At 64.7% G+C, this 13788-nt stretch carries 13 protein-coding genes; 4 read left to right on the top strand and 9 right to left on the bottom strand.

What is annotated here, in order from left to right:
* Nucleotides 1-180: 180 nt before the first annotated feature.
* The 9 genes from tatC to FJ980_RS26255 form a co-directional block, all read right to left on the bottom strand.
* A complete protein-coding gene (gene tatC / locus FJ980_RS26295) occupies nucleotides 181-1044 on the bottom strand; it encodes a twin-arginine translocase subunit TatC (RefSeq protein WP_140546602.1) in 864 nt (287 codons plus the stop codon).
* Nucleotides 1041-1769 carry a Sec-independent protein translocase protein TatB gene (tatB, locus tag FJ980_RS26290; RefSeq protein WP_140546601.1) on the bottom strand — a complete coding sequence of 243 codons (729 nt, stop codon included), beginning with the start codon at nucleotides 1767-1769 and terminating at the stop codon, nucleotides 1041-1043. Before tatB ends, tatC begins: the two co-directional genes overlap by 4 nt.
* An 83-nt stretch (nucleotides 1770-1852) precedes the next feature.
* Complete coding sequence (locus tag FJ980_RS26285) at nucleotides 1853-2071, bottom strand: twin-arginine translocase TatA/TatE family subunit (RefSeq protein ID WP_027167260.1); 219 nt, start codon at nucleotides 2069-2071, stop codon at nucleotides 1853-1855.
* Between the two features lie 179 nt (nucleotides 2072-2250).
* Nucleotides 2251-3006 carry an SMC-Scp complex subunit ScpB gene (gene scpB, locus FJ980_RS26280; protein WP_140546600.1) on the bottom strand — a complete coding sequence of 252 codons (756 nt, stop codon included), beginning with the start codon at nucleotides 3004-3006 and terminating at the stop codon, nucleotides 2251-2253.
* Nucleotides 3003-3803, bottom strand: coding sequence for a ScpA family protein (locus tag FJ980_RS26275; RefSeq protein ID WP_140546603.1), 801 nt, complete (start codon nucleotides 3801-3803; stop codon nucleotides 3003-3005). The genes scpB and FJ980_RS26275 overlap by 4 nt, the downstream gene beginning before the upstream one ends.
* A 62-nt stretch (nucleotides 3804-3865) precedes the next feature.
* The gene (nagZ, locus tag FJ980_RS26270) at nucleotides 3866-4885 is read right to left on the bottom strand and encodes a beta-N-acetylhexosaminidase (protein WP_140546599.1); all 1020 of its coding nucleotides are present in this window, start codon (nucleotides 4883-4885) and stop codon (nucleotides 3866-3868) included.
* Nucleotides 4886-5018: 133 nt separating this feature from the next.
* The gene (locus FJ980_RS26265) at nucleotides 5019-8528 is read right to left on the bottom strand and encodes an SPOR domain-containing protein (protein WP_140546598.1); all 3510 of its coding nucleotides are present in this window, start codon (nucleotides 8526-8528) and stop codon (nucleotides 5019-5021) included.
* 103 nt (nucleotides 8529-8631) lie between these two features.
* Nucleotides 8632-10389, bottom strand: coding sequence for an arginine--tRNA ligase (gene argS / locus FJ980_RS26260; RefSeq protein WP_140546597.1), 1758 nt, complete (start codon nucleotides 10387-10389; stop codon nucleotides 8632-8634).
* Between the two features lie 61 nt (nucleotides 10390-10450).
* Complete coding sequence (locus FJ980_RS26255; protein ID WP_140546596.1) at nucleotides 10451-11680, bottom strand: deoxyguanosinetriphosphate triphosphohydrolase; 1230 nt, start codon at nucleotides 11678-11680, stop codon at nucleotides 10451-10453.
* Between the two features lie 70 nt (nucleotides 11681-11750).
* On the opposite strand from FJ980_RS26255, the gene erpA reads away from it, so the two are divergent.
* The 4 genes from erpA to FJ980_RS26235 all read left to right on the top strand — a co-directional run bounded on the left by erpA (nucleotide 11751) and on the right by FJ980_RS26235 (nucleotide 13662).
* On the top strand, nucleotides 11751-12098 hold the full coding sequence (erpA, locus tag FJ980_RS26250; protein WP_140546595.1) for an iron-sulfur cluster insertion protein ErpA: 348 nt from the start codon (nucleotides 11751-11753) through the stop codon (nucleotides 12096-12098).
* A 4-nt stretch (nucleotides 12099-12102) separates the two neighbouring features.
* Nucleotides 12103-12495, top strand: coding sequence for a VOC family protein (locus FJ980_RS26245; RefSeq protein ID WP_140546594.1), 393 nt, complete (start codon nucleotides 12103-12105; stop codon nucleotides 12493-12495).
* A 7-nt stretch (nucleotides 12496-12502) separates the two neighbouring features.
* The gene (xth, locus tag FJ980_RS26240) at nucleotides 12503-13297 is read left to right on the top strand and encodes an exodeoxyribonuclease III (RefSeq protein ID WP_095765010.1); all 795 of its coding nucleotides are present in this window, start codon (nucleotides 12503-12505) and stop codon (nucleotides 13295-13297) included.
* A 71-nt stretch (nucleotides 13298-13368) separates the two neighbouring features.
* Entirely contained in the window at nucleotides 13369-13662 is a 294-nt protein-coding gene (locus FJ980_RS26235) for a hypothetical protein (protein WP_140546593.1), read from the top strand.
* The last annotated feature ends 126 nt before the right edge of the window (nucleotides 13663-13788 follow it).

Here is a 13788-nt window from a genome sequence, read left to right as displayed (position 1 = left end):
CCAAGTCGCGGCATGGATTCTATGGTCTGCGCCGCGTCGCTTCGCTCCTTGCTTCGCCATAGAATGACGACGTTGGGGCGGCTTCAACCAATCCCGGCGTTTGGGCTGATTTCACGGACATGAACGGAGAATCCTGCACCAAGACAAACGGCAGCCTTCAAAATCCCTGTGTCGGGCGACTTACGCCGACGGCGCATCCGGCGTGTTGCTGGCGGCAGAGCTCCCCGCCTCCGCCTGCTCGCGCGCCAGGCGGTCGCGCGCCTGGCTGCGCTCGATCATACGCGAGGACCAGATGGCGACCTCGTAGAGAATGATGGTCGGGATGGCGAGGCCGCACTGGCTCATCGGATCGGGCGGCGTCAGCACGGCCGCAACGACGAAGGAAAGGACGATCGCCCATTTGCGCTTCTCGGCCAGCGCCTGCGACGACAATATGCCGACGCGGGTCAAAAGGCTGGTCACCACCGGCAGCTGGAACACTAGGCCGAAGGAGAAGATCAGCGTCATGATCAGGCTGAGATATTCCGACACCTTCGGTAGCAGCGAAATCTGCACCTGGTCGTTGGTGCCGGTCTGCTGCATGGCCAGGAAGAACCACATGACCATCGGGGTGAAGAAGAAATAGACCAGCGAAGCGCCCATCAGGAACAGGATGGGCGATGCGATCAGGAACGGCAGGAAGGCGCTACGCTCGTTCTTGTAGAGGCCGGGCGCGATGAACTTGTAGATCTGAGTGGCGATCAGCGGGAAGGCGATCACCATGCCGCCGAACATGGCAAGCTTCACCTGGGTGAAGAAGAACTCCTGCGGCGCGGTATAGATCAGCTCGACCTTATGCGGGTCGAGCCCTGCCCACTGTGTGGCCCATTTGAAGGGGACGACCAGAAGGTTGAACAGGCGTTTGGCGAAGAAGAAGCAGACGAGAAAGGCGACGAAGAAGCCGCCCAGCGACCAGATCAGGCGGCGGCGCAGCTCGATGAGATGCTCGATCAGCGGCGCGGACGATTTCTCGATTTCTTCCTTTTCCTTGTCCGAAACGCTCACTTGGTCCCGCCCGTCATCTTCTTGCCGTCGGTTGCCTTCTTCGCGACCAGCTTCTTCGCCGCGGCAGGTTTTGTCTCAGTCTTGGGCGCTACCTTGCTGGCGGGCGCGGCGGCTTTAGCCGCAGCCGGCGAGGATTTGGCCGGCGCTTTCGCTGCCGACGGCTTTGATGCCGCTGCCATTTTTGCCGCTGCGCCGGCGGTCCTTGCCTTGGCGGTCACCGCCTTTTTCGCCGGTTTGGCCGGCACGGCGGTGTCCGAACCCGGTGCGGTGACGGAGGCGTCGGTCATGGCCGGGAAGGCTGGAGCGGCAGAGGCAGCCTCGGGTCCACCGACGCCGGGCAGGTCCGTCGCACCGTTCTTGAGCGGCTCGACGGCCTGCGGCGTTTCCGCTGCCGGCGCCGCCGGATCGGCGGCCGGCTTGGGCTTCATCATCGTATCGACCCCGGCGCGCACATCGGCCGCGGCCTGCTCGAACGGATTGAGCTGCTTGCGCACCTCGTTCATCGGATTGAGGCCGCGAAGACTATCGATCGAGCTCTTCACATCGTCGAGCTCGGCTTCCTTCAGCGCTTCGTTGAACTGCTTCTGGAAGTCGCCGGCCATGGCGCGCAATTTCGCCGCGGTGCGGCCGAAGGTGCGCAGCATGTTGGGCAAATCCTTAGGCCCGACGACCACGATCATGACGACCGCGATCACCAGCAGCTCGCTCCAACCGACTTCGAACATGACAATCTATTCCGACGGGTGCCTGCCGCCCAAAAATGCGAAGCGGTTTTGGGACTACGGCATGCTCAAAGCAACAACCAAGATCAGCTCTTGCTGACCTTTTCCTTGGCCGGCGAAACAGTCTCGTCAGCGCGATGTTCGACGGTACGCTTGTCGTCGGCGTCGTCGTCGGCCATGCCCTTCTTGAAGCTCTTGATGCCCTTGGCCATGTCGCCCATCAGTTCCGGGATCTTGCCGCGGCCGAACACCAGAAGCACGATGACCAGCACGATCATCCAGTGCCAAATCGAAAATGAACCCATAACAATCTCTCTCGAATGGTTTCCCTCGGCGATGATCTATGCGTTTTCGCTCGGGGATTCAAACACAACCGCTACGAAGTTGATAAAATGGCTAGCGGATGTCACGCACTTTCGGCGTGAGCGGCTTGCTACGAATCCGCGCAGCCTCTGCTAATAGACCATTCGAGGCGATTTGATGATCACTCGTCGGTGACGCGCGGCGTCAGCAGCCCGAGCTCCTCGAGGTCGATATCGGTCAGCGCATCCTCGTCTTCGGCGAGCGCGTCCGGATCGGCCGGCGGCACCGGCATCGAGAAATTCGCCGGCATGCGCGTCGAGAGCAGGCCAGCGCCCTTCAGCTCTTCCATGCCGGGCAGATCGCGGATCTCCTCCAGCGCGAAATGATCGAGGAAAGCGTCCGTGGTGCCGTAGGTCACCGGCCGTCCGGGCGTGCGGCGGCGGCCGCGCATCCTGACCCACTCCGTTTCCAGCAGCGTGTCGAGCGTGCCCTTCGACGTTTCGACGCCCCTGATGTCCTCGATCTCGGCGCGCGTCACCGGCTGGTGATAGGCGATGATCGCCAGCACTTCGAGCGCCGCGCGCGAGAGCTTCCTTTGCTGCACGGAGTCCCGGCTCATCAGGAAAGCCAGGTCGCCGGCGGTGCGGAAAGCCCAGGCATCGCCGACCCGTACCAGGTTGACGCCGCGCTTGGCATAGATTTCCTGCAGGTCCACCATTGCGGCGGCAATGTTGACGCCTTCCGGCAGGCGCGCGGCAAGCTGCTTCTCGCTGACCGGCTCGGCACTGGCGAAAATGATCGCCTCGGCCATGCGCACGGCTTCCGACAATTGCAGCCGCTCGGCCGGGTTTTCGATGGAACCCTGCTCGGCCATCTCGTCTTCCGGTTCGTCCTCGACCTTGAACGGGATGACCGAAGCGTTGGCGCGTTCGCTCATGATACCACCTCGACTGCCCTTACCCCTTCTGCGCGGCCGCGCAGATAGATCGGCGCGAACACCTGGTCCTGCCGCACTTCCAATTTGCCCTCGCGCACCATCTCGAGCGTCGCCGCGAAGGAACTGGCCATCGCCGTGCGCTTCTCTTCCGGCGCCGCCAGATATTCGATCAGGAAGCTGTCCAGCGTCGTCCAGTCGCCGACCGAGCCGATCAGCCGCGCCAGCACCTCGCGCGCATCCTTGAGCGACCACACGGCGCGCCGGGCGATCGTCACATTGTTGATCGCCTGCCGCTGGCGCTGCTGCGCATAGGCGGTGAGCAGATCGTAGAGCGAAGCCGAAAAGCTGTTGCGCTTCTCGACAATGACCATTTCCGGCATGCCGCGCGCAAAGACGTCGCGGCCAAGGCGGTTGCGGTTCACCAGCCGCGCCGAGGCGTCGCGCATGGCTTCAAGGCGCTTCAGCCGGAATTGCAGCACTGCCGCCAGTTCCTCGCCGCTTTCGCCCTCCTCGCCCGGCTGTTTCGGGATCAAGAGCTTCGACTTCAGGAAAGCCAGCCACGCCGCCATCACCAGATAGTCGGCGGCAAGCTCCAGCCTCAGCGCCCGCACTTTTTCGACGAAGGCCAGATATTGCTCCGCAAGCGCCAGGATAGAAATGCGCGCCAGATCGACCTTCTGGTTGCGGGCAAGATGCAAAAGAAGATCGAGCGGGCCTTCGAAACCCGCCACGTCGACGACCAGCGACGGGTCGCCGGTCAGGCGTGAATCGTCGTTCTCGGCCCACAAGCGGTCCATCGGTGCGGCCTTCGCGGCCTTGCCTTCCAATGTCTCCGCCACTTGCCTTTCGTCCCTTCGGTTCAGGCCACCGCTTCGAAATAGGTGGCGAATTCTGCGCGTATGGCCGTTTCATCGGCGACGTCGCGATCCTTTATATAGGTCAGCGCCCGCTCGGCGCGCTGCAAGGACTTGCCTGACAGCGCCGTCGTGCGCGACGCGATCCCCGACATCTCCTCGAAAACGCCGTTGCAGTGAAGGACGAGATCGCAGCCGGCCGCAAGGATCGAGGCCGCCTTTGTCGGGAAATCCCCAGAAAGTGCCTTCATCGACGTGTCGTCGCTCATCAGCAGCCCGTCGAAGCCGATCTCGCCGCGGATCACCTGATCGACAACTTTGGCGGACGTCGTCGCCGGATTGTCGGGGTCGACCGCGCCGTAGACGACATGCGCCGTCATCGCCATCGGCAGCTCGTTCAACGCCTTGAACGGGGCAAAATCATGCCGTCTGAGTTCCTCGAGCGGCGTATCGACGGTCGGCAGCGCGAAATGCGTGTCGGCAAAGGCGCGGCCGTGGCCGGGAATATGCTTCATCACCGGCAGCACGCCGCCCGACATCAGCCCCTCGGCCGAGGCCCGGCCAAGCTCGATCGCGGCGTTGGGCTCCTTGCCATAGGCGCGCGCGCCGATGACGTCGCTGGCGCCTTCGACGGGCACATCGAGCACCGGCAGGCAGTCGGCGGTGATGCCGAGGCGCGAGAGATCGAAGGCATGCAGCCGCGCCATCAGCCAGGCGGCGCGGCGGCCGGCCTCGCGATCGTCGCGCCACAATGCGCCAAGCGCGCCCCCGGCCGGGTAGTTCGGCGCCAACGGCGGGCGCAGGCGCTGCACCCGGCCGCCTTCCTGGTCGATGAAGATCGGAGCGTCCGGGCGACCGATGCAGTCGCGCATCGAGGCGACGAGGTCGCGGATCTGCCCGGCCTCGCCGATGTTGCGCGCAAACAGGATGAAGCCCCAGGGACGTTCGTCCCGATAGAAATGGATTTCGTCCTCTGTGAGGGATTTCCCGGCGCAGCCGAGGATCATGGATTTTGATTCGCTCATGCCCGGAAGCTTAAGGCTTTGAGCGAGCAAAGGGAATCACCCCTGCCCTCGGACCAGCCAAAGCCCGCAACCGTCCACAACGAAAAGCCGGCGCGGCCTCGCGGCGGCGCCGGCTTTGATAGGCTTGATTTAATCAGCGAGATACGAAGCAGTTGCCGCCGGCAGCCTTGTAGCTGGTGCAAAGGCTGATCGCATCGTTGCGCGACTGGGCCGCAACGCGGACGCGGTAGAAGGTGCCCTTGCCCGCGACCTCGGCCTTGACGATGTTGGCCGTGCGACCCGACAGCACGCCGCCATAGCGGCGCTGCAGGTCCTGATAGGTCGACTGCGCGCTTTCGACCGTCGGCTGCGAGGCGATCTGCATCGACCACGAGCCGCCGCCGGCGGCAGCCGCCGGATCGATCGAAGCGACCTGGTCCGGCTTGACCTCGCCGACGATATCGACCGGCTGGTCGGACGGACGCGCCGGCGCCACCGGCACCACTGCCGGCGTGTTGGCCGACTGCGCTTTGGCTTCAGTCTTCTTCGCGGGTTTCACCGGCTTGACGGCCGGCGCATCGGCCTGATCCGTAACGGCCTGGCCCGCGTCGGAAGCCACGGTTCCCGTCTGCTGGCCGTCGGAGGCCGGCGCGACATGTTGCGGCGCCGGATCGCTCGGTTCGGCCGCGGCAACCTTCGGCGCAGCGGCTGGAGCCGGGTCCTCGCGCGGCACCAGCGAGCCGTCGGGTTTCACCATCATCGTCTTCACCTTGCGCGGCGCGACGGCGACGACATCGTTGTTGGCGGTGTTCTCGGCATCCTGCTGCAGCACCTGGGCGATGCGGTCTTCCGACTTCGGCGCCGGTGCCGCCGGCTGCGCGCTTGCCGGCGCGGTAGGCTGCGCGCTTGCGGGCGCGGCAGGTTGCGTGCTTGCGGGCACAGCCGCTTGCGCGACACCGGGCAACGCTGTGCCTGGATCGCTGGCGGCGTCAGTGCCGGCCGCGGCGCCATTATCGTTGGGCGAAAGCTCGACCACGCGGCTCTGCGGCGGTTCCTTCGATGCCAGATCCACGGGCTGCTCGGTGGTGTTCACCAGCTTCTGCTGCACCGGCTCGGCCGGCTTGGCCGGCTTGGCCGCGCCGCCGCCCTTGGCGACCGCGTCGTAAACCTTGTTGTCCTGGTTCGGCACCACCGTGCCGCCGGGATTCTCGGGCTTCACCTTGATCGGCGAATTGTCGGCCTTGACGATCACCGGGGCCGCGCCGCCGCCTTTGCCGCCGAAGGAGAAGGCCAGCGCGCCAAGACCGCCGAAAACCACCACTGCGCCGACCAGCGCCGCGATCATCACGCCGCGCCGGCGCGGCTGCGCCGCCTCGCGCTCGGCGAGCCCGGGGATCGCCATCGCTTCTTCGAGCTCGGGATCATAGTCGAGCTCATCGGCGGCGAAATCGTCCGCCTGCGAAACCGGCCGGCTGCCGGGCAAATCATCGGCATCGTAACCGTTCGCGACGGCAAATGCAGCCGGGGCCGCTGGAGCCGCCGGAGCCTCGGCACGCAAGTCGCGACGATCATAGCCATTGAAGCCGGCATTGTAGGATTCGTCGTCATAGCCACGGCTCTGTGTCGGCGCCGACGCGATCTCCGTCGCGTTCATGTCGGTGAGCAGGCTGGCGAATTCCGCATCGAGATCGTCATATGCGGGTGCGGCCGGCTGGTCCTCTTCGAAGCTGAGCTCCGGAATGTCGAGGTCGTCCGCGAGCGCGACCACGCGCTCGGGCACGTCGACCGTCTCGACGTCGGGCATGTCATCATGCTCACGGGCTTGCGGCACGGGCGTCTGCGCCGGCTTGGCGTAGGCGGAATAATCCGTAGCCGGTTCGCTGCGGTAGGCCGGCGCCGCCACCTGCGTTGGCGCTGAAGGCGCGGCCATCTGCACCGGCGCTGAGGCTGCCGGCTGCGCAAACGAAGCCTGCACCGGCGGAGCGGCGGTGGGGGTCGAGCGGCTCCACGACCTTGCCGGCTCGGCGTTCGTCGAATGCAGCCAATCGGACGAATTTGCCTTCGCCCGCGCGGCCTCCTGCTCGGCCTCGATACTCCGGGCGAAAGCGGCGCCGAAAGCGTCGTCGTCAAAATCGACCGCAGGCTCTGCCTTGGCCGAGGTTGCAAAATCCTGGTGATCGAGCTCGCTGGCGAGCATGTCGTCCAGGTCGCTTTCAACCGGCTGACCGCCCTCGCCGCTCTGCGACGGCTGCTGCTCGTCGAGATTCCAGTCGAGATCGTCGGTCTCGGCCTTCTCGCTTTCATAGCTCACAGGTTGCGCAACCAGCCGTGGCAAGGGAGCAGGCTCCCTGATGGCCGGCATCGGCCGCGCGGTCATGGCGCCAAGCAGCGCATTGAGCTCGTCTTCCAGGCTGCGCTCGCTGGCGGCCGGTTTCACGGGCTCAACGGCGGCGCTAGGCGGAACCAGAGCCGCGACGACGGGAGAAGGCTCTACCGTGGCCGGTTGCACAGCTGCAACGGGCTCTACCGCCGGAGCTTGCGGCTCCTCGTTCAACGCATCGCGAAAGCTCAGCTCGAAATCGTCATCGAGGGTCAGCGCAGCGGCAGGTTCGGGCGCCGCGAGCTCCGGCTCGGCGGCAGCCGTCTCGGCCGGCGCCTCGACCGTCGGCGCAGGCTCGTCGTCGAGCGACAGCTCAGGCTCTTGAAGATCCTGACCCTGGCAGAGATCCATATCCTGGCCGAGATTGATATCGACATCGGTCATCGCCTGATCGAAATGACCGGCAAAATCATCCTCGGAAATCAGCGGGGCGGCTGCATGAGCTTCGACCGGCTCGGCGGTCTGCGCATGCTGCTCCGGCTCGTGGCTCTCAAACGACAGCTCGTCTTCGAGCGACATCTGGACCGCGTTGTCGAAATCGGCGTCGAACGCCGCCTCGCTTGCGGCCTGCATGGCCTCGACGGCGTCCTGACGCGCGTCGGCCGGCTCTTGATCGTCGAGGTTGGCGAGATCTTGATCGTCGAGGTTGGCAGGCTCGTGATGGTCGAGCTGGAAATCCTGGTCCAGCGAAGCCGCCATTTCCCGGTCGATCGCAAGATCATCTTCGACCGGCGAGGCATCGAGCGAACTGGCGACGGCCTTGTCGAAATCGTCGTCGAAAGCGACTTCCGGCTCGGAAGGTCCTTGTGGCTCGGTCGCGAAATGCGGCTCAGATGCAAAATGCGTCTCTGGCGCGACTTCCGGTTCGAGCGCCGCCTGCGGCTGCGGCGCAAAATCCGGCTCCGGCGCACGGGTCACCGCGAAGTCGGCATAATCCGCCGCGTCGTCGAACACGAAATCCTGCTCGAAGGAAGCAGTAAGCTCGTCGTCATTCGCGGCGGCGGCAGCCTCGAAGGCAGGCTCTTTGCTGACCTGATGCAGTGCAGCCTGCTGAGCGACCGGCGCGCTTTCCTCGACGGAGTCGAACTCGCCCATCAACTCCTTCTCGAGGTCGATGTCGAAATCGTCAGCCTCCACGGCCTGATTGGCCTTCTCGGCCGCGGGGGCCGGCTGCCTCACCGGCTGGCGCGGATCGAAACCCATGATCCGGGTCAGTTCAGCGAACGGATCATCGTCGGCGATGTCGTTGTGGTCGGCTACTTTCAGCGGGGTTCTGTCTGCCATTATTGTTCCCGAACTCGCACACAGTCGGACGCCATGGACGTCGCGCAGGGTTGGCCCTTACCAGCGCAATGTGGGCAAAAGGTGACAGGTTTTTTAGTTAAACCTAACGCATTTCGATGGGCGCGTCTGCCCCGATCAGCGTCAGGCCGGAGGTCAAAACATCCGAAACAGCCTGCACCAGCCCTAGTCTGGCATAAGTTGATTCTCGGTCGTTAACCTTAACAAAACGTAAGTCCTGGTTGTCGTTGCCGCGATTCCACTGTGCATGGAAGCCGGAAGCCAGATCGTAGAGGTAGAATGCCAGCCGGTGCGGCTCCAGCGAAAGCGCCGCAGACTCGATCAGCCGCGGATATTCGGCCAGCTTCCGGATCAGCGCGATCTCGCCCTCGTCGGCCAGCGCAGCCACCGAGGCCGCGAGCCGGTTGCGATCGAAGTTCGCCTCGCCGAGCTGCTCGCTCGCCTGCCTGAAAACGGAATGGCAGCGCGCCGACGCGTACTGCACGTAGAACACCGGATTGTCCTTCGACTGCTCGGTGACCTTGGCGAAGTCGAAATCGAGCGGCGCGTCGTTCTTGCGGTAAAGCATCATGAAGCGGATCGGGTCGCGGCCGACCTCCTCCACGACCTCGCGCAGCGTGATGAAATCGCCGGACCGTTTCGACATGCGGACCGGCTCGCCGTCGCGGAACAGTTTTACGAGCTGGCAAAGCAGCACGGTAAGATTGACGGCATCGCCGGCAACCGCGCGCGCCAGCGCTTCGAGCCGCTTGACGTAGCCGCCATGGTCAGCGCCGAGCACATAGATCAGGTCGACGAAGTCGCGGTCGACCTTGTCCTTGAGATAGGCGACGTCGGCGGCGAAATAGGTGAACGAGCCGTCCGACTTGACCAGGGCCCGGTCCATGTCGTCGCCGACCGCGGTCGAGCGGAACAGCGTCTGCTCGCGGTCTTCCCAGTCGTCCGGCTTCTCGCCCTTGGGCGGCGGCAGCTTGCCCTTGTAGATGTGGCCCTTCAGCGTCAGGTCGGCGATCGCCGCCCGGATCTTCTTGGCGTTGTCGGCATGCAGCGTGCGCTCGGAGAAGAACACGTCGTGATGCACGTTGAGCAGCGCCAGATCCTCGCGGATCATCGCCATCATCGCATCGACGGTGCGGTCCTTGACGATCGCCAGCGCCTCCTCTTCCGGCATCTGCAGCAGGCCGCGGCCGAATTCCTTGGCCAGCGCCTCGCCGACGGGGACCAGATAGTCGCCCGGATAAAGACCGGGCGGGATCTCGCCGATATCGTCGCCAAGCGCCTCGCGGTAGCGCAGCAACGCCGAGCTGCCGAGCACGTCGATCTGCGAGCCGGCGTCGTTGATGACGTATTCCTTGGTCACGTCGTAGCCGGCGAAGGCCATCAGATTGGCCAAAGCATCGCCGACCACGGCGCCGCGGCAGTGGCCGACATGCATGGGGCCGGTCGGGTTGGCCGAGACATATTCGACATTGGCCTTGCGGCCGCCGCCGACGGTCGAGCGGCCATAATTGCGCCCCTCGCCGAGCAGCGCCGTCAGGTGCGTGTGCCAGAATGCGTCCTTCAGCCTGAGATTGACGAAGCCAGGCCCGGCGATCTCGGCCGAGGCAATATCAGCATCGCCCCGTAGCGCTTCGGCCAGTTTCTCGGCAAGCGCGCGCGGGTTCTGTCCGGTGGGCTTGGCCAGCACCATCGCCGCGTTGGTGGCGAGGTCGCCATGGCTAGCGTCACGCGGCGGCTCGACCGCGACACGCGACAGGTCGGGCGCGGCCCCATCCTTGTCTTTCAGGTCAAGGGCTTCGACAGCTTTTATGATCCGCGCGTTGAAATCGGCGAAGATATTCATCGGAAGTGCTCTGGGCTTTAAGAGGCGACCGGCTCGACGGCCGGCAAAATCGAGGCTCGCCCTAGCTCAAATCGGGCGTATGGTCAAACAGACGCCGATGTTCCTTCAAGGCATAGGTGTCGGTCATGCCGGCCAGGAAGTCGGCGACGCTGCGCGCCTTGATGCGATCCTCCGCCCGGTCGAGCCCTTCGCGCCATCCGTCGGGCATGGCGCGCGGATCGGCGAAATAAACGTCGAATAGCTCGCGCACGATCTGTTCGGCATCGGCCCGCACGCGCATCACCTCCGCATGCCGGTAGAGATGCTTGTAGAGAAAGGCCTTCAATTCCTTTTCGGCCGCCGCCATGCTGGCCGAGAAGGTCACCAGGGTCTCGCCGGCCGCGCGCACCGCTTCGGCGCTGTCCGGCTTCAGTCGCTCGATATTGGCGGCGGTCGATGCGATGACATCTTCGACCATCAACGTGATCTGCCGGCGCATCAGCTCGTGGCCGGTGCGCACATCGTCGAGCTGAGGATATTTGGCACGCACGCCGTTCAGGATCGAGCCGGGCAGACCGACCTCTCCAAGCATGTCCAGCGTCAGCAGGCCGGCGCGCAAGCCGTCGTCGATGTCATGGGCATTGTAGGCGATGTCGTCGGCGATCGCCGCACACTGCGCCTCGATGCCGGCGAAACGGTCGAGCTCGAGATCGTGCAGCTCCGAATAGTCGCGGATCGCCTGCGGCACCGGGCCCTTGAGCCCCTTCCCGCTCGCGTCGGTCAGCGGGCCGTTGTGCTTGACCAGCCCTTCCAGCGTTTCCCAGGTGAGGTTCAGCCCGTCGAATTCGGCATAGCGCCGCTCGAGCCGCGTGACGACGCGCAGCGACTGCGCGTTGTGATCGAAGCCGCCCCAGGCGGCCATCTTCTCGTTGAGCGCGTCCTCGCCGGTGTGGCCGAAGGGCGTGTGGCCGAAATCATGCACCAGCGCCACGGCTTCGGCGAGATCCTCGTCGCCGCGCAATGCCCGTGCCAGCGCGCGGGCGATCTGCGCCACCTCGATCGAATGCGTCAGCCGTGTGCGGTAGTGATCGCCCTCATGCGCGACGAAGACCTGCGTCTTGTGCTTCAGCCGGCGAAAGGCGGTGGAATGGATGATGCGGTCGCGGTCGCGCTGGAACGGCGTGCGGGTCGGGCTTTCCGGCTCTTCGAACAGGCGGCCGCGCGAGCGCGCCGGGTCGCTCGCATAGGTCGCGCGCGGCCGGTCGCCGAACCCGATGTCGCCGAGAGCATCCTTGCCCTGCCGCTCGTCCATTGATCCACCAGTTGACTCAGGCTTGCCCGCTTCATACCTATCATGTGAAACGGAAAGCAAGGTGACGCCGATGGGCGCGGATGCCAAGACTGCCATGAAGGTCGAGATGACCGATGCCGCGGCGAAGCGGATCGCCAGGATTGTTTCCGGCGAACCGGGCAAGACGGCGCTGCGCGTTTCCGTCGAAGGCGGCGGCTGCTCCGGCTTTTCCTACAAGTTCGATTTGGTAGGCGACCGCAACGATGACGATGTCGCCATCGAGAAGGACGGCGCGACCGTCCTGATCGACGACCTGTCGCTGGTCTATATGGGCGGCTCGGTGATCGACTTCGTCGACGACCTGATGGGCCAGTCCTTCCAGATCAGGAACCCGAACGCGGTCGCCTCCTGCGGCTGCGGCACGAGCTTCTCCATATAGCCCGATGCCCGCCATCGGCGCGGTCCGTCAGGTCGCGCTCTCGGCTGGCCGCGATCTCGATGCGACGCTTGCTTTCTGGCGCGACGTGTTTGGTCTGAACGTGCACGCTCGCTACGATCCGCCCGGCATCGCGTTCATACTGGCCGGTGATGTGCGCCTCCTCTTCACCGACGGCGTTCCGGCCGGCACCGTCTATCTCGACATCGCCGGCCTCGAAGCCTTCCACGCCGGGGCGAAGGCCGCGGGCATTCCCTTCACCGCGCCGCCGACGCTCGTCCACCGCGACACCGAGGGGCGGTTCGGCCCGGCGGGGGAAAGCGAATGGATGGCCTTTCTAAAGGACCCCGCAGGCAATACGATCGGCCTCGTCGAACGCCTGCCGTCCGAAGAACATTGAGGTCCTCATGAAGATCGTCACCTGGAACATCAACGGCGTTCGCGCCCGCATCGGCAACCTCACCCACTGGCTGACCGAAAGCGCGCCGGACATCGTGTGCCTGCAGGAGATCAAGACTGTCGACGACCAGTTCCCGCGCGCCGAGATCGAGGCGCTGGGCTATAATGTCGAGACCAACGGCCAGAAGAGTTTTAACGGCGTCGCTCTCCTGTCGAAGCTTCCCTTCGACGAGGTCAATCGCGGCCTGCCGGGCGATGATGCGGATGACCATGCCCGCTTCATCGAAGGCGTTTTTTCCACCGACCAGGGCGCCTTGCGCGTCGCTTCGCTCTATCTGCCGAACGGCAATCCGGTCGACGATGAACGGAAGTTTTCCTACAAGCTCGCCTGGATGGCGCGGCTGGAGCGTTGGGCGCAAGAGCGGCTGCGGCTCGAGGAAGCGCTGGTGCTGGCTGGCGACTACAACGTCATTCCCGAACCCGCCGATGCCCGGTTTCCCGAAAACTGGCTGGGTGACGCGCTGTTCCAGCCGCAGACGAGGCAGGCCTTCCGCCGGCTGAAGAATCTCGGCTTCACCGAAGCGGTACGCGCCGTGACCGACTCGGCTGGCGTCTACACCTTCTGGGATTATCAGGCCGGCGCCTGGCAGAAGAACAACGGCATTCGCATCGACCACCTGCTGCTCTCGCCCGAAGCCGCCAACCGCTTCTCGTCGGCCTCGGTGGAAAAGCACGTCCGCGCCTGGGAAAAGCCGTCCGACCACGTGCCGGTCGCTATCGACCTCAGTCTGCAGCCCGCCTGAGACGTTGCCAGGCTCCCGGACCCAGTATCGCCACAAATCCCGTCTTTGATGCGGCTTGCTGTGGGGGTTGAATGGCGATCCGATTTCTTTTCTGGCCAGCCGGCCTTGCCTTGGCGCTTGGCTCGCCGACGTCGTTGCTGGCGGCGCCAACCTGTCTTGCCAACGGCAAATCCTTCAACGTCGGCGAGACGGCGTGCCTGACGCTGGCCGGCGAGAGCTACCTCGCCCGCTGCGACGTGGTTCTCAACAACACGTCCTGGACCAGGATCAAGGACGAATGTCCGGGCGAAGCGCCAAAGCCGCACCCGACATCGCTTTCCACCCCGACGCCCGGCCAGACGCCGACGGTGCCGACCGAGAACTGAGGCTTCGCTGATCTCCCCACCATCCAGGTTACGCTATGCACATATGTTCTGTGACTGGCGCGACTGATCGACCTGAGGCTTGATTGCCAGGTGGTTCCCCCAATCCGTCGCTGCTTCGCAGCGCCA

Source organism: Mesorhizobium sp. B1-1-5 (genome assembly GCF_006443065.1).
Lineage (GTDB): Bacteria > Pseudomonadota > Alphaproteobacteria > Rhizobiales > Rhizobiaceae > Mesorhizobium.
This window is presented reverse-complemented; position numbering and strand designations above follow the sequence as displayed.